General features: G+C 68.0%; 21 protein-coding genes, 2 tRNA genes and 1 pseudogene. 9 read left to right on the forward strand and 15 right to left on the reverse strand.

The features are described from left to right. Positions 1 to 16: 16 nt before the first annotated feature. The 3 genes from AB7E03_RS15245 to AB7E03_RS15255 form a co-directional block, all read right to left on the reverse strand. On the reverse strand, positions 17 to 1,780 hold the full coding sequence (locus AB7E03_RS15245) for a glycoside hydrolase family 13 protein (RefSeq protein ID WP_489942183.1): 1,764 nt from the start codon (positions 1,778 to 1,780) through the stop codon (positions 17 to 19). Positions 1,781 to 1,807: 27 nt separating this feature from the next. Further along, positions 1,808 to 2,836 carry a LacI family DNA-binding transcriptional regulator gene (locus AB7E03_RS15250; protein WP_489942184.1) on the reverse strand — a complete coding sequence of 343 codons (1,029 nt, stop codon included), beginning with the start codon at positions 2,834 to 2,836 and terminating at the stop codon, positions 1,808 to 1,810. Positions 2,837 to 2,972: 136 nt separating this feature from the next. Beyond that, positions 2,973 to 3,815, reverse strand: coding sequence for a pentapeptide repeat-containing protein (locus AB7E03_RS15255; RefSeq protein WP_489942185.1), 843 nt, complete (start codon positions 3,813 to 3,815; stop codon positions 2,973 to 2,975). Between the two features lie 108 nt (positions 3,816 to 3,923). On the opposite strand from AB7E03_RS15255, the gene AB7E03_RS15260 reads away from it, so the two are divergent. The 3 genes from AB7E03_RS15260 to AB7E03_RS15270 all read left to right on the forward strand — a co-directional run bounded on the left by AB7E03_RS15260 (position 3,924) and on the right by AB7E03_RS15270 (position 5,178). Further along, positions 3,924 to 4,880, forward strand: coding sequence for an aldo/keto reductase (locus tag AB7E03_RS15260; RefSeq protein ID WP_489942186.1), 957 nt, complete (start codon positions 3,924 to 3,926; stop codon positions 4,878 to 4,880). Between the two features lie 119 nt (positions 4,881 to 4,999). Continuing rightward, positions 5,000 to 5,071, forward strand: a tRNA-Thr gene (locus AB7E03_RS15265). A gap of 33 nt (positions 5,072 to 5,104) precedes the next feature. Next, positions 5,105 to 5,178 (forward strand) — tRNA-Met (locus AB7E03_RS15270). 6 nt (positions 5,179 to 5,184) lie between these two features. Here AB7E03_RS15270 and AB7E03_RS15275 read toward each other — a convergent pair. The 6 genes and pseudogenes from AB7E03_RS15275 to AB7E03_RS15300 all read right to left on the reverse strand — a co-directional run. After that, a pseudogene (locus AB7E03_RS15275) lies at positions 5,185 to 5,460 on the reverse strand (tyrosine-type recombinase/integrase); the annotation flags it as partial. Between the two features lie 571 nt (positions 5,461 to 6,031). Next, complete coding sequence (locus AB7E03_RS15280) at positions 6,032 to 6,574, reverse strand: hypothetical protein (RefSeq protein ID WP_489942187.1); 543 nt, start codon at positions 6,572 to 6,574, stop codon at positions 6,032 to 6,034. Beyond that, the gene (locus tag AB7E03_RS15285) at positions 6,571 to 7,155 is read right to left on the reverse strand and encodes an RNA polymerase sigma factor (RefSeq protein ID WP_489942188.1); all 585 of its coding nucleotides are present in this window, start codon (positions 7,153 to 7,155) and stop codon (positions 6,571 to 6,573) included. Before AB7E03_RS15285 ends, AB7E03_RS15280 begins: the two co-directional genes overlap by 4 nt. A 96-nt stretch (positions 7,156 to 7,251) precedes the next feature. Beyond that, complete coding sequence (locus AB7E03_RS15290; protein WP_489942189.1) at positions 7,252 to 7,710, reverse strand: hypothetical protein; 459 nt, start codon at positions 7,708 to 7,710, stop codon at positions 7,252 to 7,254. A gap of 21 nt (positions 7,711 to 7,731) precedes the next feature. Continuing rightward, complete coding sequence (locus AB7E03_RS15295) at positions 7,732 to 8,238, reverse strand: hypothetical protein (RefSeq protein WP_489942190.1); 507 nt, start codon at positions 8,236 to 8,238, stop codon at positions 7,732 to 7,734. Positions 8,239 to 8,461: 223 nt separating this feature from the next. Continuing rightward, on the reverse strand, positions 8,462 to 9,148 hold the full coding sequence (locus tag AB7E03_RS15300) for a flavin reductase family protein (RefSeq protein ID WP_489942191.1): 687 nt from the start codon (positions 9,146 to 9,148) through the stop codon (positions 8,462 to 8,464). Between the two features lie 217 nt (positions 9,149 to 9,365). Here AB7E03_RS15300 and AB7E03_RS15305 point away from each other — a divergent pair, with 217 nt between their 5' ends. Then, on the forward strand, positions 9,366 to 10,118 hold the full coding sequence (locus AB7E03_RS15305) for an SDR family NAD(P)-dependent oxidoreductase (protein ID WP_489942192.1): 753 nt from the start codon (positions 9,366 to 9,368) through the stop codon (positions 10,116 to 10,118). A gap of 44 nt (positions 10,119 to 10,162) precedes the next feature. Here the strand turns inward: AB7E03_RS15305 and AB7E03_RS15310 are convergent, their stop codons facing one another. The 5 genes from AB7E03_RS15310 to AB7E03_RS15330 form a co-directional block, all read right to left on the reverse strand. After that, positions 10,163 to 10,981: a helix-turn-helix transcriptional regulator gene (locus AB7E03_RS15310; RefSeq protein ID WP_489942193.1), complete on the reverse strand. Its 819-nt coding sequence runs from the start codon at positions 10,979 to 10,981 to the stop codon at positions 10,163 to 10,165. A 502-nt stretch (positions 10,982 to 11,483) separates the two neighbouring features. Continuing rightward, positions 11,484 to 11,891: a rhodanese-like domain-containing protein gene (locus AB7E03_RS15315; RefSeq protein ID WP_489942194.1), complete on the reverse strand. Its 408-nt coding sequence runs from the start codon at positions 11,889 to 11,891 to the stop codon at positions 11,484 to 11,486. Further along, positions 11,888 to 12,544 (reverse strand): bifunctional 4-hydroxy-2-oxoglutarate aldolase/2-dehydro-3-deoxy-phosphogluconate aldolase, encoded by a 657-nt coding sequence (locus AB7E03_RS15320; RefSeq protein ID WP_489942195.1) that lies wholly within the window; start codon positions 12,542 to 12,544, stop codon positions 11,888 to 11,890. Before AB7E03_RS15320 ends, AB7E03_RS15315 begins: the two co-directional genes overlap by 4 nt. Beyond that, positions 12,541 to 13,470, reverse strand: coding sequence for a sugar kinase (locus tag AB7E03_RS15325; RefSeq protein WP_489942196.1), 930 nt, complete (start codon positions 13,468 to 13,470; stop codon positions 12,541 to 12,543). The genes AB7E03_RS15320 and AB7E03_RS15325 overlap by 4 nt, the downstream gene beginning before the upstream one ends. Further along, complete coding sequence (locus AB7E03_RS15330) at positions 13,467 to 14,198, reverse strand: helix-turn-helix transcriptional regulator (RefSeq protein WP_489942197.1); 732 nt, start codon at positions 14,196 to 14,198, stop codon at positions 13,467 to 13,469. The genes AB7E03_RS15325 and AB7E03_RS15330 overlap by 4 nt, the downstream gene beginning before the upstream one ends. 143 nt (positions 14,199 to 14,341) lie before the next feature. Between AB7E03_RS15330 and AB7E03_RS15335 the strand changes: the two genes are divergently transcribed. From AB7E03_RS15335 to AB7E03_RS15350, 4 genes are read left to right on the forward strand one after another with little or no spacing between them, the layout of a single operon-like run. Then, positions 14,342 to 15,703, forward strand: a complete 1,362-nt coding sequence (locus AB7E03_RS15335) for an MFS transporter (protein ID WP_489942198.1) — start codon at positions 14,342 to 14,344, stop codon at positions 15,701 to 15,703. A gap of 13 nt (positions 15,704 to 15,716) precedes the next feature. Further along, on the forward strand, positions 15,717 to 16,991 hold the full coding sequence (locus AB7E03_RS15340) for a type III PLP-dependent enzyme domain-containing protein (RefSeq protein ID WP_489942199.1): 1,275 nt from the start codon (positions 15,717 to 15,719) through the stop codon (positions 16,989 to 16,991). 10 nt (positions 16,992 to 17,001) lie between these two features. Continuing rightward, positions 17,002 to 18,597, forward strand: a complete 1,596-nt coding sequence (locus AB7E03_RS15345) for an N-acyl-D-amino-acid deacylase family protein (RefSeq protein ID WP_489942200.1) — start codon at positions 17,002 to 17,004, stop codon at positions 18,595 to 18,597. A gap of 50 nt (positions 18,598 to 18,647) precedes the next feature. Next, complete coding sequence (locus tag AB7E03_RS15350; RefSeq protein ID WP_489942201.1) at positions 18,648 to 19,031, forward strand: RidA family protein; 384 nt, start codon at positions 18,648 to 18,650, stop codon at positions 19,029 to 19,031. A gap of 208 nt (positions 19,032 to 19,239) precedes the next feature. Here the strand turns inward: AB7E03_RS15350 and AB7E03_RS15355 are convergent, their stop codons facing one another. After that, positions 19,240 to 19,899, reverse strand: a complete 660-nt coding sequence (locus AB7E03_RS15355) for a TetR/AcrR family transcriptional regulator (RefSeq protein WP_489942202.1) — start codon at positions 19,897 to 19,899, stop codon at positions 19,240 to 19,242. A gap of 149 nt (positions 19,900 to 20,048) precedes the next feature. Between AB7E03_RS15355 and AB7E03_RS15360 the strand changes: the two genes are divergently transcribed. Beyond that, on the forward strand, positions 20,049 to 21,728 hold the full coding sequence (locus AB7E03_RS15360) for an ABC transporter substrate-binding protein (RefSeq protein WP_489942203.1): 1,680 nt from the start codon (positions 20,049 to 20,051) through the stop codon (positions 21,726 to 21,728). Positions 21,729 to 21,736: the final 8 nt, after the last annotated feature.

The following is a 21,736-nucleotide window of genomic DNA, read 5'->3' on the forward strand; positions in this document are numbered from 1 at the left end:
CCCGCGGTGTCCCTGGTCAGGCCAGCCAAGCGGTCGTGTCGCGGGGCAGCATTCGGTCCTCCAGCACGGCGCCGCTCGCCAGCAGCAGGTCGCCTTCGGGCAGGCGCACCGGGTCCGCACCGAAGTTGACGACGACGGTCACGTCACCGGAGCGGAACGCGAGGGTGTCGCCGCCGAGGTCGATCCACTCGGGGCCGTGGAACGCAAGGTCGTATTGGCGACGCAGCTCCAGCGCGTGCTGGTACATCGACAGTGTCGAACCGGGCACGCCCTCCTGAGACGACCGCGTGTACGCCGCCCAGGTCGATGGCTGCGGCAGCCAGCTCGCGGAGCCCGGGCCGAAGCCGTACGATGCCTCGTCGCCCTCCCACGGAATCGGCACACGGCAGCCGTCGCGTCCGTACCTCTCGCCGTTGGTCCGGAACCAGGTCGGGTCCTGGCGGGCCTCGTCGGGAAGGTCGATCGCCTCGGGGAGGCCCAGCTCCTCGCCCTGGTAGAGGTAGGCGGAGCCGGGAAGCGCGAGCATCAACGCCGTCGCGGCGCGGGCACGGTTCAGCGCGAACACCGGGTCGGGCAGGCCCTTCGTCTTCGGTCCGATGCCGTGGCCCTGGAGATTCTCGCCCTCCAGCGCCAGGCGGGTCGCGTGCCGGACGACGTCGTGGTTCGAGAGTACCCATGTGCTGGGCGCGCCGACGCTGCTGAACGCGGCGATGGAGCGGTCGATCACGCTGCGGAGAGCGGCCGCATCCCACGGGGTCTCCAGGTACGCGAAGTTGAACGTCTGCTGCATCTCATCGGGACGCACCCAGCGCGCGAGCTTGTCGAGCGGCTCCACCCAGGCCTCGCCGCACAGGACCCGATCGCCCTCGTACTCCTCGAGCACGGTGTGCCAGTCGCGGTAGATGTCGTGCACGCCGTCCTGCGCGAAATAAGGCGGGGTCGGCGGCTCGCTGCCCGCGTGCGCGGCGATCTCCGGCTCGAGAGCGATCCCGCCGGTCTCGAGGCTCGGTGCCGCGCCGCCCATGCTGCCCATGTTGGCGGGAGGGGTGTAATCGGGGAGGCCGGCCTCCTTCACCATGCCGTGGGCCACATCCACCCGGAACCCGTCGACTCCGCGGTCGAGCCAGAAGCGCAGGATGCCGCGGAACTGCTCCCACACCCAGGGGTTCTCCCAGTCGAGGTCGGGCTGCGACTTGTCGAAAAGGTGCAGATACCACTGGCCGGGGAGCCCGTCCGCCTCGGTGACCCGTGTCCACGCGGCGCCGCCGAAGATGGACTCCCAGTTGTTGGGAGGCAGCTCTCCGTGCTCGCCCTTGCCGTCGCGGAAGATGTACCTCGCCCGCTCGGAGCTCCCGGGGCCGGCGGCAAGCGCCTCCTGGAACCAGACGTGATCGCTCGAGGAGTGGTTCGGGACGATGTCGATGATCACCCGGAGGCCCAGGCTGTGCGCCTCCACAAGCATCCGGTCGAAGTCGGCGAGTGTGCCGAACCGCGGGTCGACGTCGCGGTAGTCGGAGACGTCGTAGCCCGCGTCCCGTTGCGGAGAGCTCTGGAACGGAGACAGCCAGACGGCGTCGACGCCGAGCTCGCGGAGAGCCGGCAGCCGCCGCGTGATTCCGGGGAGGTCGCCCATCCCGTCGCCGTCCGAGTCGGCGAACGAGCGCGGATAGACCTGATAGATCACGGCGGAGCGCCACCACTCGCGGCCGGGGGCCGAAGGCGTGAGCGCAGTGTCGGGGGTGGTCCCGGAGACGGGAGTCGTTGTGGCGATGGTGGTCACCTCGTGTTCGTGTCGATTCGGTGGTGGTCAGGGGTGGACGGCTGTGCTGGACCGCACGATCAGGTCGGCCTCGGCGGTGTGGCTGACGGGCTCCGGCAGAGTTGCCGCTGCCGCGCCACGAGAAACCTCGAGCGCTTCCAGCACCAGCGCGGCGGCCTGTTCGCCCTGGCGTACCGGATGCTGCGCCACCGTGCTCAAGCCGAAGAAGTCGGCGAGCGGGTGGTCATCGATGCCGATGACCGACACGTCGCGGGGCACGCTCAGTCCCAGGTCACGCGCAGCGAGGATGGCGCCGATCGCCATCTCGTCCGAGGCGGCGAAGATCGCGGTCGGGCGGTCGTGCGGCGAGCCCAGCAACTGCTTCGCAGCGTCGTAGCCGCCCGGAATCGTGAAGTCAGAGGCGCGATGCAACTGCTCTTCGACGGGCAGGCCGGCGTCCCGTAGCGCCTGCTCATAGCCGAGGCGCCGATTGGTGGGGATGTGGAAGTCCAGGTCGAACTCGTGAGAGCCGCCGATGTGGGCGATCCGGCGGTGCCCCAGCGCGACGAGGTGCTCTGTCGCGAGGCGAGCAACGCCGACGTCGTCGATGCGGAGCGTGGGCACCCCAGGGAGGGGACCGCCGACCCCGACGACCGGCTTGCCGATCGCGAGCAGGCGACCCACCTCGTCCTCGGCCAGCTCGAGAGAGACGGCGAACACGGCATCCACCCGGTTGCGGAGCAGGTGGTGCTCGAACACGCGCCGGCGCTCGTCGCCCTCGCCACTCAGGTTGTAGAGGGTCAGATCGTAGCCCCGGCGGAGGAGGACGCGTTCGGCGCCCTCGATCACGGAGGTGAAGAACCAGCGGTTCAGGTGCGGGACGACCGCGCCGATGTTGCGCGTGCGACCCGATGCGAGACCGGAAGCATTAGACGAGACGACGTACCCGAGCTGGGATGCGGCCTGCACGACGCGGGCGCGTGTCGGCGCCGAGACGGGCCCGTTGCCGCTGAGCGCGCGCGAGACGGTGGCGGTGGAGACCCCGGCGAGGCGCGCGACGTCGTCGATGCCGGGCATCCGACCTCCTGCGCGCTCATGCTCGGTGGAAGCGCTTGCGTCCGCCGGTGCCGGGATGTGACCGTGCACAAGGGGGAGTATAGCGATTCTGGTGGAAGCGTTTGCAGATGTTACGTAGGCCCCGCCGGTGCGGGCGTCAGCGCCAGTGGTCGGGGCGGACGAGCGCGGAGGGGAGGCGGGTGCGGCGGTCGCCGGTGGCCGCGTTCACCTGGAGCTGTGTGAGATAGAGCGCGTCGCGCAGGTCGGCGCCGGCCAGACGAGCGTCGCGCAGATCCGCTCCGATCAGTTCCGCCCGAGAGAGGTCGGCGTCTCGGAGGTCTGCCGCGATCAGGAGCGCGCCGCGCAGCTCCGCCCCGCGCAGGTCCGCCCCGCGGAGGTCTGCTCCGAGCAGTTCGGCACCAGGGCGGATGCGTGAGCGGGCCGTTCGCTGTGGCCCCGCGCCGATCACGCCAGACTCGCGTGCCAGGCGCGCGGCGTCGCGCAGCAGCTGGGCGGCCGGGGCGCGGAGCTCCTCGAGATCCGTCTCCAGGACCGTCGCCGGAGGTGCTTCCGTGACTGCTCGCACCTCGTCGCGAGCGCGACGCAACAGGGGATGCAGCCCCTCGGCCGCGTCGATCGTGAGTGCCTCCTCCAGGTACCACAGCAGTTCGTGGAGCTGACGCATGATCGGGAAGACGGCGAACATCGCCTTCCTCGTGGCATCGTCGCCGCGCCAGCTGGCTCCATCGAAGGTGTGCTGAGTGACCTTCTGACCTGCGCCGAAGCAGTCGAACACCGTGCAGCCCTTGAACCCGCTCTCGCGCAGGCGGGGATGGATGCTGCAGCGGTCGTGTCCGTCGAGATTGACGCACGGATCGCCGGCCGGCTTGTCGAAGGCGAAGTCGGCGGACCGGGCGAAGGCGAGAGCGACGCAGCAGAGCCCGACGCAGCGCGAGCAGTCCGCTCTCAGGTCGCGGCGGGTGTCCTCGTCGGTGCGCACCCGTCCACAGTACGGCCCCCGAGGACTCTTTCCACATCCTCAGGGAGAGCCGGAATACGGCCCAGACGACCGCGTTACCGTGAGAAAGAGACAAAGAAGGAGATCAGAATGACTGCACCGCGTCGCACCATCGGCTCGTCCGACCTCGAGGTCTATCCGCTCTCGCTCGGAGGCAACGTCTTCGGCTGGACGGCCGACCGAGAGACATCGTTCGCCGTGCTCGACGGCTACACCGCTGCCGGAGGCAACTTCGTGGACACGGCCGACGGCTATTCGGCGTGGGTCCCGGGCAACACCGGGGGCGACTCTGAGCGCATCCTCGGCGAGTGGTTCGACGCGCGCGGCAACCGCGACCAGGTGGTGCTCGCCACCAAGGTCTCGCAGCATCCCGACTTCAAGGGCCTTGCAGCGGACAACATCCGCCGGGCTGCCGACGCGTCGCTCGAGCGCCTGCAGTCCGAATACATCGACCTCTACTACGCGCACTTCGACGACGAGACCGTGCCGCTGGAGGAGACGGTCGCCGCGCTCTCCGGGCTGGTCGACGCCGGAAAGGTCCGCTACATCGGCATCTCGAACTATTCGCCCGAGCGCATCGACGAGTGGTTCCGCATCACCGAGCGCGAGGGTCTTCACCGTGCGGTCGCGCTTCAGCCGCACTACAACCTGGTCGAACGCGCCTTCGAGACCTCGTACCGCCCCATCGCCGAGCGCGAGGGGCTCGGCGTCATGCCGTACTTCGCCCTGGCGGCCGGGTTCCTGACCGGCAAATACCGCGACGGGGTGACGGTCGACAGCGCCCGCGCCGGCGGTGCCGCGAAGTACCTGGACGACACCGGGCGCTCCGTCCTAGCTGCGCTCGACGAGGTCGCTGCCGCGCACGAGGCCTCCGTGGCGTCCGTCGCTCTCGCCTGGCTCGCCGCGCAGCCCACGATCACTGCGCCCATCGCAAGCGCACGCACGACCGAGCAGCTGCCCGACCTCCTTGCGTCTGTCGAGCTCGAGCTCTCCGCCGACGAGCTGGAGGCGCTCTCGGGCGCGTCGGAGGCCGCACTGGCGGCGTGAGCCGAGGGGACGAAGCCGGGCGCCGTCGCCCGTTCACGGTGGTACGGAGCACACCGCGGCGGATGGTATTCTCTTACGGTTGCCGAAAACGTCTGGCCCACCGGCCGGCGCCCGGTTACGCCCCCTTAGCTCATTGGTAGAGCACTTCCTTGGTAAGGAAGAGGTAGTGGGTCCGATTCCCACAGGGGGCTCCGTCTCCCCGTCGCGCGACGTGGAGATGCCACGGCGGGGTAGCTCAGGTGGTTAGAGCACACGGCTCATAATCGTGGTGTCGCGGGTTCGAGTCCCGCCCTCGCTACAAGCGTTATAAACACTGGGAACGGCGGTCCTTATCGGACTGCCGTTTCTTCGTTTCCGTGACGCGATTTGCCCACAGTTTGCCCACACTTGAAATCGCGGCCGCGTGAACTCGGTCGGCTACAGCGTCGAAATCGTCATCGAAGAGGTCGCTGTACGTGTCGAGTGTCATGGCCGCCGACGCGTGTGCGAGCATGCGCTGAACCGCCTTCACGTTGGCGCCGGCGCTGACCGCCAGAGACGCCGCGGTGTGCCGCAGGTCGTGAATGGTCATCACCGGCAGGCCGGCCTCTGTTAGTGCAAGATCCCCTGACCATCGGTCGGTGTCTTCTGGTTGCCGCCGCGCCCGTCATCAAAAGACGATCCCGTCCCGGCCTTTGTCCGGCAGACAGCGCCGGCGACAGGGGAGACGATCGCCAAGACACTCCCGGTAGGGTCGGCCACTGTTCGCCATGAAGTTGTGTCATGCGATGACGGTGGCCGCGGTTCCGCGGTCCCAAGTCATGCCGCTATTGACGTTGCTCGAGAGCTTGATCGATGAGTTGAGTCATGTCGATCGGTTGGGTGGGCGGTAGTTCTAGAGCCGCCGGGTCGATCGATCGAGTTGCGAACATTTTGGTGCCCTTCCGTCTTTTGGGATGCCACACTGTTGTGCAGCCGTTCCCGCTGTTTGAACTCCATCGGGTCGGTAGGTGCCCGCCGCGGCCTACCCCCAGGCACCATGCGGCGGGCACCGTCCTTAGTCCGCGCGGGTATGCCCCTTGTCATCTGCGCGGAGTCTTGAGTCGGACGCGAGCGTCGCTCGCGCCGAGCGGCATTGGGGGAGGACGTCGCCTCTGGCAAGCTTCCTCATGTCAGTTCCCTGTCCCGACGAGGAAACGACCGATTCGGGTCTCGCCGTCGCTCTTGTAGACGGGGAGCCATTGTCCGTTCGGGTATTTCTTGAGGCGGTCCTGCTGTTGTCTCAATGCTTGCGCCGGTGAGGTGGGCTCGGGGCCGCCGTTCTCGGCGAGGGTGAGGTCGTGACTGAACACGTATCCGTTGACCGGGTTGCCCTGTGCGTCTTCGCCTTGCACCTGGATGAGGTCGGGCGGGATGGGGCTTGATCCTTGTACTCCGTAGGTTTGTCCGTTGGCGTTCTTCGGCCAGTCGGGGATCGGCGCGTACGAGGCGGACGCGCTCGGGTCAGCGCCGGGAAGGGCAGTCCAGCCGGGAAGGCCGACAATGACCGCCGATGCTGCGACGCTCAGGGCGGCGCCGGCGGTGACGGCTCCGCCGATGATCCATTTCTTACGGCGGACTTTGGTTACCTGCGCTGGATCGGTGTCGAAACGGACTTGGGCGGCAAGTGCTGCTTCGAGCGCTGCGCTGCGTTGTGGGTCGAACATGACGGTCATCGCATGCTCCTGATTTCTTCCGTTGAGAGGTCGACCGAGATCAGCTCCGCGAGGCGGCTCCGTGCACGGGAGAGCCGGGACTTCACGGTGCCGGTCGGGACGCGGAGGAGGATGGCGACCTGATTGGTGCTCAACTCCTCCAGCACGCAGAGACTGAGGATTTCGCGGTCGCGGTCGCTGAGCCGGTCGAAGGCCTCTCGGACTCGGGCCTCGATCTCGTCCTGCTGAACGCGATCCAGGACGTCGGTGCTGTGGTCGGGTACGGGTTCCGGTGCGGGGATCTTCGCGAGGAGGGCCTGGTGTCGGCGAAATGCGCGCACGTTGTTGCGCGCCAGGTTTGAGGCGGTGACGAGCAGCCACGGCAGTACGGAACGGTCGTCCGAGCGGATGTGGTTGCGTTTCCGCCAGGCTTCGGCGAAGGTCAGGGCGACAAGGTCCTCGGCGTCGGCGGGACTGCTGGCCAGCCGCAGGGTGTGGCGGAACACGCGGTCGCGGTGGCGGCGGAAGAGTTGGGCGAACGCGTCCCCGTCACCGGCGCTGGCCTGCTTGAGCAGGTCGAGGTCGGTTGGTTCGGCGTTCATACCCTGTAATGTCCAGCACTCCGATGTCGGTTCCACGAACGGAGAAGGGGCACGCAACCGACGTTTCGGTCGTGTGCCCCTCAGCGATTCTTGCGGTTACTTCTGGGTGACTGTCCCGACCGTGGGCTTGACGACGAACTCGCCGATCACCGTGGCTCCATCGGAGGTGTAGACCGGGAGGATTTGGTCCTTGCCCTGTACTGACTCCTGCCAGGCCAAGGCCTCAGCGGGGGTGCTGAACCCGGTTCCCTCGGCTTTGTGTAGATCCGACTTCAGAACGTAGCCCTCGGCCCCGTTGGTTGCGACAACGAGAATGAGGTCAGGCTCATTGGTCGGCGAAGTGGCGCTCATCGCCGACCCGAAGGTCAAACCTCGAGCATTCGCCTTGTACTTCGGCTCGGCCTTCGGCGTGGTCGGCGTGCCATCGGCCGCCGACAGTCCGTGAGGCGCTGGCACCGCGGGAATACCGTCGGCGAAGGCGGCGCCGGTTGCGAGACCCACCGTCGCGAAGGCGGCGGCTCCAAGGACGACGAGAGTGGACTTCATCTTGTTCATGGTCTTCGTTTCCTCTCGCGCTCAGGAGCTCTGCTGGGGACTCTGGAAGGTGTACGTGGTGGCGTACCCGCTGCCGGTGTACGTAGACGACACCCCGTAGCTGTACCAGTTCCCGGACCCGCCACGGGTGCACGAGGTCCCCGACCAGTAGGCGCCGGCGCCCAGGGTCACACTGCTGAAGCTGTTGGCCCCTTCGCAACTCAGGGCACCGCCCCCAGTGAACAGTCTCCCGCGAGACCCCACCCACCCGGATGCGACCGACGTCGAGCGCGGGCCCGTGTAGGTGTACGCGATCGCAGACCCTGTAGAGGTGCGCACGCTCGCGTAGTTCTGATAGCCCACACCGTTTGTCGTGAACGTCCCGGTCGCGCTGTTCGCCGTCCCCGCATTGGCCGCATTCGGCGCGAAACCGAACAGGAACGCGGCGACGAATGCCGCGCGAAAGCGGCAATGATCCGTGATCTGGACAGCGTCCTGCGCTGGGCTGTGCTGATGGTTGTTGAACTCATTGAGACCCCCATTGATCATGGAGGAACCCCCTGTTCCCCCGTCGGACATGCTTTCGACCGCGTCAGCAGATCAGCAAGTGGGCTCTTTGGGGGACGTGCGGGATGCGCTGGGGTACAGCGATCACCCTGATTGAGCCGATCACGGTGGAAGTCTCCGCCGACACCTCCCTGGCTGCCGGCCGACGACTGGGAAGACCTCGTAGAACGGTGATCGGCTTTCCACTCGGATAGGAAACGCTGGGTTATCGCCCCGATCCCCGTCGTCGGTACCACTCTTCGCTGATGGTCGACAGTCGTGACGGATGCACCTGTTCGGTCAGCCCATAGAACTTCTGGAAGCTCATGATCAAGGGCCGCCAACGATCGGGGTCGATACGGTTCGGGTGGCCCGCCATCCGGAGGTCCTCGTGGATGCGCACCGCTCCCACCTTCACCTCGAACGCAGTGATGCTGCCGGCCGCCTGCGGATCGTCGGCCTCCAGGGGGTGGAGCGCCACCACTCGACCCTCCAGATTGACCGGGCACTCAGCGGCGCTGAAGGGCCGCACCCCATGCGAAGGTACCGGCGTCAGTCCCGCGCGTCCGAACTTGTCTCGTTCGAAGGCGTAGCCGACCGCGGCCTTCCGTTCTGAGACAGGGTTCCGACCCGTCGTCAGCGCGAGACGATCGACCGCCTCGACCTGATCGGAGGAGGGGAGGACGATCACGCACTCGCCCGTCTCCGTGAGATTCATTGCCGCCTGCGAGCGCGCGGCGAGTCCCAGCAAAGCCGTGCGGCCCAACCAGAACACGGATGACATCGGCGTGACATTCGGATGTCCGGAGCCGGAAACGGTGCTGATGAGGGCGACCGGTGTTCCGAAGTAGAGGATGGCCGGGTCGATGTCTACGAGCGAGGGATGGCTGGAGGCGGTGTCAGCGAGGGTCACCCATCCATCGTGACGATTCTCGCAGCCGCGCTCTGGCGGAAAACAGACGTCGAGCGGGGCACGCGAACAGCGACATGCCTTCGGTCGAACCGGGGACGAACCGCGCAGAGCGATCCGCAAGGAGGGTGCACCGCACCCCGGAGGACCCCGTCCTTCTCGCGTCGCCTCAGTCCGGGCATCGTTGATGAACACCCCCCGATTGGAAGGACTCATCATCGTGCCCGTCACTTCTTCGCTCCATGACCTGACAGACAAGGTCGCCGTGGTCACCGGTGGCGCCCGTGGAATCGGCCGCGCCACCGCCGAACTGCTCCGCAGCCGCGGGGCGAGACTCGTCGTCAGCGACATCGCGGACTCCGTCCGCGACCTCGACACACCGGATGTCGCCACCTACGTAGGCGACGCGTCGTCCGAGCAGGCCGCCCGCGCGACGATCGATCTCGCCTTGCAACGCTTCGGCCGGCTCGACATCCTTGTCAACAACGCCGGCCGCACCCTGAACAAGCCGATCACCGAGACCAGCGCCGAGGAGTTCGATGCCATCCTCGCGGTGAACGCGCGCGGCAACTTCCTGCACGCGCGAGAAGCGTTCCGTGTGATGCAGCAGGCCGGCGGCGGCTCGATCGTCTCGATCGCCTCGGTCTCCTCCGTCGTGGCGTTCGAGACGCAAACCGCCTACGCCGCCTCCAAGGGGGCGCTCGCGCAGATCACGCGAGTGCTCGCGATCGAGGGTGGCAAGCACGGCACCCGCAGCAACGCGGTGCTGCCCGGCGTCATCGACACCGACATCATGGAGGGAGTGGTCGAGAACGGCCGCGAGATGCTCGCCTCCTTCGGGTCGGCGCATCCCATCGGCCGGATCGGCACACCCGGTGAGGTCGCCGAGGCCGTCTCGTTCCTCGCGTCGCCGGCGGCATCGTTCATTACGGGCGCGCTGCTCGCGGTGGACGGCGGGTGGACCGCGCAGTAGGAGACGCCCCGAGCGGGTCGCGGCATCGGCTTGCCGAGCCCCGCTCAGCCGTCCGGGCGGTCCAGTGAGGCGCGCAGGCGCCCCAGCCGCCTGGCCGAGACGGTCCCCGGCTCCGCGCGGTAGACGACCAGCTCCTGCCCGGGGGCTGCGCGAACGTCGAAGGACTGGATGTTCAACGTCAGCTCGCCCACGAGCGGATGCCGGAAGCGTTTGGTCTCGAGCCGGCGCCCCTGGACCCGGTGCTCGTGCCAGTACGACCGGAACGTGGGCGATGCGGCGAGCAGCCCGTCCCGGAGCTCAGCGATGCGGGTGTCGCGCGGCTGAGCCGACTCCAATAGCCGGAAGCCCGCGATCGTGCTCTCGGCGATTTGCTCCCAGTCGACGTAGAGGCTGCGGGCAACGGGATCGACGAACAGCGAAGCCAGCATGTTCCGGCTTTGCGGAAAGCCCAAAAAGAGGGCCTCGCCGAGCGGATTCGTGTCGAGGACGTCGAAGGCGTGACCAAGGATGAGCGCTGGATGCTGGCGCCACTCAGCCAACAGAGCGTCCAACCGCGGGTCCACCGTCGCCGGCGTCGACTCCCCGCGCATCGGGGTCAACCCGGCGAGACGGTACAGGTGCGCGAGCCCGTGCTCGTCGAGGGCGAGCGCCCAGCCGATGCTCTCCGCGACGGCGGGTGACGGCGAGACCTCCCGCCCCTGCTCCAGGCGCGTGTAATAGTCCACGCTTACGTCGGCGCGCGCCGCGACCTCTTCCCGCCGCAGCCCTGGGACGCGGCGTCGGCCACCCGTCTTGATCCCAATCGTGGACGGATCCACGCGGGAGCGGCTTTGGGCGAGGAACTCGCCGAGCGTCGACGGCACGCCAAAAGCCTAATCCGCGAAGCCGACAGCTATCCGCGAGATTCCGCGCAAGCCGAGACGAACAACAACATGTGGACGGCGTGCACGCTGCGCCTCGTTTCTCACGTCCTGCTCGACCAAGCTGGTCAGTGGCGTCACAGATTCCTAGGTCAACGTTCCGAAGGCGCCAGGGCAGATGTGTGCGCTCTCCTACCAGGCGCTTCAAACGGAACTCCGTGACCTCCTCGGTCCGGTCCATCGCGGGGTTCGGCAGGCGACCGAGATTCACGGTCGAGGGCCGTCAGCAGCACGCGCATCGAGCCCGGCGGCCAGCCGGAGACCGACGTACGGCGCGTAGCCGCGGTCGACCAGCGCGACCTCGAATCCGGCCAGGGTCTCCAATTGCCGTGCGGTCCGGAGCGGTCCGACATCGACAGGCTCCGCGCCGATCTGCCGGACGAGTGCTGCGACGGCGTCTTTCGCGAGTCAGAAGCCGAGCGCGGCCCACTCAGGGCTCTGGCCTTCAGCGTTCGGCGGTCACCAGCGGATCGGGAGTGGCGCATGTGATCGCGTCGCCCGACTCGGTGGCGAAGCCGTTTCGCACCCAGTACTCGTAGCCGCCGAGCAGCTCTCGGACGTCGAGGCCCGCCGCGAGGAGGGAGCGTGCGGTGCCGGTGGCGCCGTTGCACCCCGGCCCCCAGCCATACACGATCAGCATGCGGTCGCGGGGCAGTTCGTCGAGCCGCGTATCAATTGCCGTCGCCGGCAGGTGCAGCGCCCCGGCGATGTGCCCATGCTCCCAGGATGCGAGCCGCCGGGTGTCGATCAGGACCGCGGCTCCGGCCTCGACCGCCGCGAGAGCCGCGACCACGTCGATCTCGTAGGCCAGCCGTGCCTCGACGTGGGCCAGCCGCGCCGCGATGTCGGTCACGACGCCTTCGCCGGGTCGAGTAGGGCCGCGAGCTGCGGCAGCTGGGCGGGGTCTTCGAGCGCCGAGCCGACGGCGACGACCCGGGCGCCGGCCCGCAGGTACTCTCCTGCGTTGGCTGCGCTCATACCGCCGGTCGTCACAAAGTGCGCCAGCGGGAACGGGCCACGCATGGCGCCGAGCCACGCCGTGCCGAGCACGGAGGCCGGGAAGGCCTTCAGCCAGGTGAGTCCCGCCTTCATCGCTAGTTGCACCTCGCTCGCGGTGGCGACCCCGGGCATGCTGAGCAGCCCCGCGTCGTGGGACGCGCAGACGAGGTCGAGGTCGAGGCCCGGGCTGACGGTGAACGCAGCTCCTGCCTCCACCGCCTGTGCGACATGCTCCAGGGAGACGACCGTTCCGGCTCCGACGACCTTCCCGCGCTCCTTCGCGGCGGCAGCAACCACGCGCAGCGCCTCGAGATCCTCGGCGGACTGGATCGGCAGCTCGACGACATCGATGCCGAGATCCCAGGCCGTCGTCGAGACGGCAAGGCTCCGCTCGACGCCCATCCCGCGGAGGATGGCCATGAGCGGCGAGCCGCCGAACAGCTCCTCGAATCCTGAATTGTCCACGGGCATCCCTTCGTCGGTTGCGGTGATCGGTGGTGTGGTCATCGCTTGGCCCCGGAGCCGGTCGCGACTGTGCCGACGACGTCCTCGGTGGACTGCAGCACGAGATGCGCCCGCCGGTGTCCGCCTTGCAGACGCTCCTCGGCCCGCGCCCCTGCGAGCTTGGCGGCGAGCCAACCCGCGGCGAAGGCGTCGCCGGCGCCGACGACCTCGACGACCTGGGTCGGGATCGCCGGCACGAAGACCTCGTCGTCACCGGAGAACTCCGTCGCGCCGACGTCGGAGTCCTTGACGATCAGATGAGCGGGATCGGGGATCAGCTTCCGCGTCTCGGCGGGGGTATCGCACCCCCACAGGGTGTGCGCCTCGTCGAGGCCGACGAACACGATGTCAGACCGCTTCGCAAGCCGGAGCAGCACTGGTGCGGCGACTGACGCCTCCCACAGCGGTGCGCGGTGATTCACGTCGAAGCTCAGTTCTCCGCGGGCCGCGCCGCGGACGCGGTCGATGATGACGTCGATCAGGTCGGCGCACTCCGCAGAGAGAGCAGGAGTGATTCCGGAGAGATGAACGATCGCGGCGTCCTCCAGGGGCAGGTGGCCGACACCGGCCGCGGTCATCCGGGATCCCGCCGAGCCCGTCCGGTAATAGAGGACTCCGTGGCCAGGGTCCTTGAAGTAGACACCGGTGGGGGCCTCCGGATCGAACACGACCCAGCGCGTATCCACACCCAGTTCTGTCAGCGTGCGATGCACGCGACGGCCGAGAACGTCCTCCCCGAGCGCACCGACCCAGGCCGCATGATGGCCGAGCGCGGCCAGGTGGGCGGCGACGTTGGACTCAGCGCCACCGATGCTCAAGCGGACCTGGTCGGCGTCCTGGAGGCGCGTCGCGTCGCCCGGGGCGAGGAGCACCATCGTCTCACCGAGCGCGATCAGGGCGGGCACGGTGCTGTTCGTCTCGGAGCTCATCGTCGGGCTCTCGCCTCTTCCAGGTAGTTGTACGCGGTCACCCGCGAGATCCCGAGCCGCTTCGCGATCGCCTCGACCGACTTGCGCATCTGCGTCGCGCCGCGCTGGTCGAGCCGCTTCAGGACGCCGATCTTGTCCTCGCGTGACATGGTCTCCACCGGCCGGCCGATCTCGTGGATGGCTTCGCTGATCATCGAGTCCATGACGGCGATGAGGTCCGCGCCGATGTGCTCCCGGGGCGCGTCGGGCGCCGCCTGCTCCTCCGGCAGCAGCGCGGCGAGCATGTTGCGGGCCTGCTGAAGCGGACTGAGGTCGACGTTGACGCACAGCGACGCGATGATGTCGCCCACGGCGTTGTGGAAGTAGACGGAGGAGCAGCGCAGCTCGCGTCCGTCGCTCGTGTGGCCGGTGTAGCCGTACGCGTCGTGGTCGCCACGGCGGTCCTTCAGCACGTCCAGTCCCAGCGAGGTCGATGGACCGCCGACCGAGCGGCCGGTGACGTGACCGTTCTCGATGGCCATGATCGTGTGGCCGAGGTCGACATCGGCGCCGTCGAGGTTATGCAGCACGACCTCGGTGGTGGGGCCGGCAGCGGCGGCGAGCGCCCGCATCACGGGGCGGTACAAGCGCAGCACCTCCGCGGCGGTCTCATACGTCTGGCGCGCGACCTCATCGGCGAGCGCAGCGGTTGCCCACTTTGCCGTCTCCTGTGCAGTCCTGGTCTCCATCATCCACCTCTGAACAAATAATACGGCAGTTGGACAGAATGTCTATCTGCCTGTTAGCTTGACGTCACCTATGGCGAGAGGCGGGGGCCGCACACCGCGCGTGGCACCACAATCCCCGACAACGCACCAGCAAGGAGGCTCGGATGACGACAACGACGACGACGACCGTGACCGTGACGCGAGGTCTGTCCCGCAAGCAGCGCAAGACTGTAGCAGGCGGCGCCATCGGCACGCTGATCGAGTACTACGACTACTACCTGTACGGCCTCGCGTCTGCGGCGGTCTTCCCCGCGGTCTTCTTCTCGTCAAGCGACCCCGTGGTCGCTCAGCTGGCGTCGTTCGCGACCTTCGCCGTCGGGTTCTTCCTGCGGCCGCTCGGCGGCATCGTCTGGGGGATGGTCGGCGACCGCGTCGGCCGGAAGACCGTGCTGATGAGCACCGTCGTCGGCATGGGACTCGCCACCACCGCCATCGGCCTGATCCCGTCCGACCAGACCATCGGGATTGCGGCTCCGCTCCTGCTGCTTTTGTTCCGGCTGCTGCAGGGTTTTTTCGTCGGAGGGGAGATGGGTGGGGCGGCGACGATGGTCGTCGAGGCCGCACCCACCGGGAGGCGCGGGCTCTACGGTGCGTTCCTGATCTCCGGCGCGGGGATTGCGAACGTCGTCACGGGCGGTTTGATGGCGGGGCTCGGGCTCACTCCCGAGTCGTGGTTCCTGCAGTGGGGCTGGCGCTTGCCGTTCCTGTTCTCGCTCGTGCTCGCCATCGCTGCTGTGGTGCTGCGCCGCCAGCTGGAGGACTCTGAGGAGTTCCTGGACACACAGGCGCTGCAGATCGCGGCGGCGGGCAAGAAGGCGAACCCGCTAGTGGAGGCGTTCCGGCACCCCAAGAACGCGATCATGGGCATCCTCATCGGTCTGCCCCAGTCGATCGCCGGCTACGTCGTGCTCACCTACGGTCTCGCGTTCATGGTGTCGAACAAGAACCTCCCTGCATGGATGGGCTTCGCCGGGACGATGATCGTGGGCCTGCTTCAGGTCGTCGTCGCCCCGCTGTGGGGAGCGATCTCGGACCGCATCGGACGCCGCACCGTCTACATCATCGGGTGTGTCGGCTTCGCTGCAATGGTCTATCCCGCATTCATGCTCTTCAGCACCGGCAATCTCTGGCTCATCTGGCTCGGCCAGATCCTCGGCTTCGTGCTGTTCGGCGTCGCCATGCAAGCGACCCTGTCGACCATGCTCGTGGAGATGTTCGACCCGGAGGCGCGGACGACGGGCGTCAACATCGGCTACCAGATGTCCAACACCCTCGGAGGCGGACTCGCCCCGCTCATCTGCACCGCACTGGTCGCGGCCGCCGGCGGCTCGTTCTGGCCCGTCGTCGTCTACGCCGCCGTGATATCCCTCGTCGGTGTGATCGCTACGCTGATGGCGTCGATCCGGCCCGACGTCGAGGGCGCAGGCCGGCTTCATGAACTCGCAGCCACCCAGAAGACCCGCTAGGGAAGGAGCCGGCATGGTCCGCGTGGACGACGCGCCGTCGACAGCACGGGACACGCTGACGGCACGGGACAAAGGGCTGCCCGACCGGGCGGTGGGTCTCTCGATCGCCGACTTCCTGGCCACCGGCCCCCGGCTGGACGAGTTCTGGACCCCGCTGATCGCGCTGGACCACGCCGCGATGACGGCCAACGTCGGGACGATGGCGTCGTGGTGCGCCGCGCGCGGCTTCGACCTCATGCCTCACGGGAAGACGACGATGGCTCCTGCGCTCTGGAAGCGGCAGACCGATGCCGGCGCGCTCGGCATTACCCTCGCCACGATGGGGCAGGTCCGCGCGGGGCGGAACCTCGGCCTCCTGTCGATCATGCTCGCCAACGCGGCCGTCGATCCGCGGTCGCTCGCCTGGCTCGCGGGCGAGCTGGCCGACCCGGACTTCCGGTTCGTCAGCTGGGCTGACTCCGTCGCCACGGTCGAGGCGATGGAGCACGGCCTGCGCTCGGCGGGAGCAGCGCGGCCCGTCGACGTCTGTGTCGAGCTGGGCGCCGTCGGCGGTCGCACCGGCGCTCGGTCGGTGGCGGAAGCGGTGGCGGTCGCCGAGCGCATCGCCGTTTCTCCTGTGCTCCGACTCGCCGGCGTCTCGGGGTACGAGGGAAGCCTCGGGCACGACCGCTCGCCGGCCGTTCTCTCCGCAGTGACGACGTACCTGCAGGCGCAACTCGAGCTGCACGGCGCGCTGGCGCCGCTGTACGACGACGGCGAGCTGTTCGTGACCGCGGGAGGCAGCGCCTATTTCGACATCGTCGCCCACGTCTGGGAGGGGGCCGCCCGCGACCAAAGAACGCATTTCACCCTGCGCTCGGGTGCGTACATCGTGCACGACGATGGGTTCTACCGCGGCATCTCCCCTTTCGACGAAGGCGGTGCCGCCGCGGGCTCGCCGCGATTCGTGAACGCCATGCACGGGTACGCGCGCGTGGTGTCGAGCCCCGAGCCCGGCCTGGCGCTGGTCGACGGCGGCAAGCGCGACCTCCCGTACGACGAGGGGCTGCCCATTCCTCGCGCCTGGCGCGTCGACTCGTCGGAGCCTTGGAGTCCGCTGCAGGGGCACGTGTCGGCGATGAACGACCAGCATTCGTACGTGCGGACCGATCGGCCGCTGCCGATCGGAGCGGTCGTGCAACTCGGTCTCTCGCACCCGTGCACCGCGTTCGACAAGTGGCGCGTACTCCCCGTGGTCGAGTCCGCCGAGTCCGACCTGGTCGTGGACCTCGTCCGCACGTGGTTCTGAGGAGAACGCGATGACCACTCGTACCGTGTTGCGCGGCGGCTCGGTGATCTCCGCGGACGGTCCCGTGCGCGCGGATGTGGCCGTCGACGGGGATGAGATCGTCCACGTCGGGCACGTCGACCGCGGCGCGGCCGACGCCGTCGTGGATGTCTCCGGCAGGCTGGTGCTTCCCGGATTCATCGACGTCCACTCCCACGCCGACGGCATGCTCGGCGACCCCGATGTCGCGCTCGCGCTGCTGCGGCAGGGGGTCACGTCAGTGATCGGCGGTCAGGACGGCGTCTCCTACGCGCCGGGCGACGGCGCGTACGCGACGGAGTACTTCGCGGCGATTAACGGCCCGCACCCGTCGTATCGCGGTGGTGGAGTCGGCGCCTATCTCTCCGCCGCCGACGGGACATCGGCACTGAACGCTGGCTACCTCATCCCGGCAGGGACGGTGCGCTTCGAGGTGTGCGGACGGCACGACCGCCCCGCCGGGGACGACGAGCGGCGCCGGATGGCCTCGCTTGTCGCCGAGGGGATGGACGCCGGCGCGCTGGGGCTGTCGAGCGGGCTCGACTACGTGCCTGGCCTATTCCAGGACGCTGCCGAGCTCGCCGCCCTGTGCGAACCGGTCGCGCGCGCCGGGGGTGTTTACGTCACCCACATGCGCGGCGGCTACGAGGCGAACACCGCGGTCGGGATCTCGGAGGCAGCGGAGATCTCGCGGCAGGCGCGCCGAGGGGCCGGGTCCCCACTGAAGGTGCACGTCTCGCACTTCCATGCGGACGCCGATATCCTGCTCAACCAGCTCGGCGGCCTCGAACAGGCGGGGATCGACGCGACGTTCGACGCCTACCCGTACATCCGCGGCTGCACGCTCCTCGGCATGCCCCTGCTTCCCCCCGAGATCTCGACACTGCTGCCGCAGGACGCCGTGGCCCTGATCTCCGACCCGTCCCGGCGGGCGGCGTTGCGCGATGCGGGCGAAAGGAGGGCGTCCGAGAGCGCCAGCCTGGGTCCTGACTGGCCCGACATGATCACGTTTGCGCACATCGCCGCTCCAGAGCTGGCGTGGGCCCACGGCCTCACCCTGCGCGTCGCCGCTCAGCGCGTGGGCACGTCTCCGATCGACTTCGCGCTCGACGCCTTGGCGGCGTCTCAGCTCGAGTGCAGCGCCGTCATGGCGGTGCGCAATCCCCGGCCCGCCACCGAGCTGGCCCGGATCTTCGCCCACCCCAGACACACGGGCGGCTCCGACGGCATCTTCATCGGCGCCCATCCGCACCCGCGTGCGGCCGGGTCCTTCGCCCGGTACCTGCGGGAATACGTGCGGGAGCTCGGAACGTGGAGCTGGTCCGACGCCGTGCATCATCTCTCGGCCCTGCCGGCACGCCGGTTCGGGCTGGGACGGCGCGGCGCCGTCGTGGCCGGGGCGGTCGCCGACCTGGTGGTCGTCGACCCCGAAACGGTGGCCGACCGTGCCACTTATGAGAATCCCCGCCTTCTGGCGACCGGCATCGACGACGTCTTCGTCGCCGGTGTCCCCGTCCTCTCGGGAGGCGAGTTCAGCGGCGCCCTCCCGGGCCGCGGGCTGCGCCGCCACCCCGGCGGGCCGGCCTGAGACCTCCCCGCAGGGGGATCACCCTGTTGTCAACAGAAAGGAACAGCACCATGCCGAAGACCGGTTTCTACGCGGAGGGGGCACCAGCGCCCGCCGGCCCCTACAGCCACGGGGTCGTCGCGAACGGCTTCCTCTACACGGCCGGGTTCGGGCCGCAGGACGCCGGGAACGGGAACGCGATCGCCGACAATGTGGCGGACCAGACCCGGCAGGTCCTGCGCAACATCCAGAAGGTGCTCGCGATGCAGGGCCTGACGATGGATGACGTCGTCAAGTCGACGGTGCACCTGCAGGACCTCAGCGACTTCGCCGAGTTCAACACGGCGTACGAGGAGTTCTTCACCGCGCCCTACCCGGTGCGCACGACGGTCGGCTCGCAGCTGGCGAACATCCTCGTCGAGATCGACGTCGTCGCGGCTTTTCCACAGGCTTGACGGCTGCGGCGGGCGCCCTGCGGCGCCCGCCGCGAGAGGGAACAGGGCGCCATCGAAGCCCCGCTACAGCTTGAAGAGCGACGGTTCACAAACGCGAGCCGGTGGGCGCCATTCGTTGTCGCGCTCAGTCGGCCCACCTCGCTACAGTGCTAACAACACTGAGAACGGCGGTCCCGATCGGGCCGCCGTTTCCTCGTTCTCGCGGCGGTTACTCGACAGGGGAGGTCGTGCGGACGTACGACGAAACCGTCGGTCCCGGGCGCAGGACACCGTTCACGATCGCCTCGATGGCGAACTCGCTCGCTTTCGCGAGGTCGACCCCCTCGGGGTCGAGCAGCCACTGCAGCTGCAACCCGTCCATGACGGCGAGTATGGATGCGGCGGCCATGTCGATCGTGGTGGGGTCGCTCACGTTCTCCTGCGCGCACAGCTCGCGGAACGCCGCGACGATCTCGATACGCAGGGTTCGGTAACGATCCTGGAAGTAGGTCTTCGCCGGGTGCTCGTCGGTCACCGCTTCTGAGGAGAGCACCGTGTAGACCTGCACGATGCCTGGCCGCCGCGAGTTGCGCAGCGCGGTGTCGACCAGGTGGGCGAACAGGGCCGGACCGCCGGGGATGTGACGGCCCTCGAGGTGCGCGACGTCGTCCTGGTCGCGGAACTCGAGCACTTCGAGGAGCAGATTCTGCTTGGAGCCGAAGTGGTGCAGCACGCCGGCATGCGTCATCCCGACCTGATCGGCGATGTCGGCGAGGGTGCCGTTGGCGGACCCTTTGGTGCCGAATGTCTCGATCGCCGCCCGAAGGATCTTCTCGCGCTTGCGCTCGGTCTCCGGGCGCGGAGTGGTGCTGCCGCCCGTCGTGGCCATCGTCCATCCTCTGTCTCGTGCCTCTTGCGACGGAGCTTACCACTCAGTAACCTCTGACCCAGCTTGCTTTCTGACCAGTAAGCAAGTTACTGTCAGCCGACATCCCGCACCACGGGGCACAACGGATGTGCCCGCCAGAAGGAGAAGCAATGAGGCTTAGAAAAACGCTCGTCACGGTGTCCGCGATCGCAGCAATCAGCGCACTGGCCCTGACCGGCTGTGCGTCGAACGGGTCGTCCGGGGCGACCAGCTCGAGTGGAGGCTCGCTCACTGTCGCGAAGCCCGATGGCGCGGCCATCCTGGCGACGCAGATCAACAACCCGTTCATCACGACCGGCTCCGGCATGTCGCTCGGCTACGACCGGATGCTGTACGAGCCCCTCGCGATCGTGAACCCGGTCGGCAAGAACGAGACGACCCCCTGGCTCGCCTCGAAGGTCAAATGGAACTCCGACTACACGCAGCTGACGGTCACTCCGCGGGCGAACGTGAAGTGGAGCGACGGCAAGCCCTTCACCGCCGACGACATCGTGTTCACGTACAACCTGATCAAGAGCACCCCGGCTCTCGACCTGGGCGGCCTCAAGCTGACGGACGTCAAGAAGGACGGCGACAACGTCGTGCTGAACTTCAGTGAGTCGAAGTTCGTCAAGCAGGGTGACGTGCTCCAGGTCGCCATCGTTCCCGAGCACCAGTGGAAGAGCATCGCGGACCCGACGAAGGACGCCGTGAAGAACGCGGTCGGCACCGGCCCGTACACGATCAAGACCTTCTCGTCGCAGGGTGTCGTGCTCAAGGCGCGCTCCGACTACTGGGGCGGCAAGCCTCCGGTGGCCGAACTGAAGTACCTCGAGTACAACGACAACACGGGTCTGCTCCGCGCTCTCCAGAGCGGCGAGACGGACTGGGCGCAGATCTTCATCACCGACTACCAGAAGAACTACGTGGACAAGGACCCGAAGCACAACGTCTTCTGGGGTGCCAACGTGCTCAGCCCGGACATGATCGTGGTCAACACCACGAAGGCTCCGTTCAACAACGTCGCGTTCCGCAAGGCGGTCAACATGGTCGTCGACCGGAAGGCGCACGCCGAGAAGGCGCGCAGCAATGCCGGGCCGGAACTGACCAACGTCACCGGCATCCCCCAGCCGACCGGCGACCAGTACATCGCTCCCGAGTACAAGGACCAGACGTTCAAGATCGATGTCGACGGCGCCAAGAAGGTGCTGACCGACGCGGGGTACACCTGGAAGGACGGCGCTCTGATCGATCCGTCCGGCTCGCCTGTCTCCTTCACCCTGCAGGACCCGCAGGGCTGGAACGACTACGTCACCGGCATCCAGCTGGTCGCGACGCAGATCAAGAGCACGCTCGGCGCCGACGCGAAGGTCGCAACGCCCGACGCCGACACCTGGTTCGCCAACGTCGCCTCCGGAAGCTTCGATGCGGTCCTGCACTGGACCGGCTCCGGCTCGAACCCGTGGCACATCTACGACGACGTCATGAACAGCAGCTACATCGACCAGGCCGCCGACGGCAAGGTCTCGGACAACTTCGGACGGTACAACAACCCCGAGGCGACCGCTCTGCTCAAGGAGTACGCACAGGCGTCCGACGACGCCGCCCGGACTGCTGCGCTCAACAAGCTGCAGAAGATCTTCGTGGAGGACGTCCCGGCGATCCCGATCGGTACCCACCCGCAGCTGGCCGAGTACGACACCCGGAAGTTCACGGGCTGGCCCAGTGAGAGCAACCAGTACGCGACGGCCGACCCGACGCAGCCCTCGGCGGTTCAGGTGATCATGAACCTCAAGCCGGCTGGCAAGTAGGCAAGCAC

It is taken from the genome of Leifsonia sp. RCC_180 (assembly GCF_058138205.1).

Bases quoted from the DNA above. Each gene is read 5' to 3' on its own strand.
- AB7E03_RS15320 (WP_489942195.1), bottom strand. From the start codon at position 12,544: ATGACCACACCACCGATCACCGCAACCGACGAAGGGATGCCCGTGGAC.
- AB7E03_RS15260 (WP_489942186.1), top strand. From the start codon at position 3,924: ATGACTGCACCGCGTCGCACCATCGGCTCGTCCGACCTCGAGGTCTAT.
- AB7E03_RS15335 (WP_489942198.1), top strand. From the start codon at position 14,342: ATGACGACAACGACGACGACGACCGTGACCGTGACGCGAGGTCTGTCC.
- AB7E03_RS15355 (WP_489942202.1), bottom strand. From the start codon at position 19,899: ATGGCCACGACGGGCGGCAGCACCACTCCGCGCCCGGAGACCGAGCGC.
- AB7E03_RS15360 (WP_489942203.1), top strand. From the start codon at position 20,049: ATGAGGCTTAGAAAAACGCTCGTCACGGTGTCCGCGATCGCAGCAATC.
- AB7E03_RS15295 (WP_489942190.1), bottom strand. From the start codon at position 8,238: ATGATCAATGGGGGTCTCAATGAGTTCAACAACCATCAGCACAGCCCA.
- AB7E03_RS15285 (WP_489942188.1), bottom strand. From the start codon at position 7,155: ATGAACGCCGAACCAACCGACCTCGACCTGCTCAAGCAGGCCAGCGCC.
- AB7E03_RS15290 (WP_489942189.1), bottom strand. From the start codon at position 7,710: ATGAACAAGATGAAGTCCACTCTCGTCGTCCTTGGAGCCGCCGCCTTC.
- AB7E03_RS15250 (WP_489942184.1), bottom strand. From the start codon at position 2,836: ATGCCCGGCATCGACGACGTCGCGCGCCTCGCCGGGGTCTCCACCGCC.
- AB7E03_RS15340 (WP_489942199.1), top strand. From the start codon at position 15,717: ATGGTCCGCGTGGACGACGCGCCGTCGACAGCACGGGACACGCTGACG.
- AB7E03_RS15345 (WP_489942200.1), top strand. From the start codon at position 17,002: ATGACCACTCGTACCGTGTTGCGCGGCGGCTCGGTGATCTCCGCGGAC.
- AB7E03_RS15280 (WP_489942187.1), bottom strand. From the start codon at position 6,574: ATGACCGTCATGTTCGACCCACAACGCAGCGCAGCGCTCGAAGCAGCA.
- AB7E03_RS15330 (WP_489942197.1), bottom strand. From the start codon at position 14,198: ATGGAGACCAGGACTGCACAGGAGACGGCAAAGTGGGCAACCGCTGCG.
- AB7E03_RS15325 (WP_489942196.1), bottom strand. From the start codon at position 13,470: ATGAGCTCCGAGACGAACAGCACCGTGCCCGCCCTGATCGCGCTCGGT.
- AB7E03_RS15350 (WP_489942201.1), top strand. From the start codon at position 18,648: ATGCCGAAGACCGGTTTCTACGCGGAGGGGGCACCAGCGCCCGCCGGC.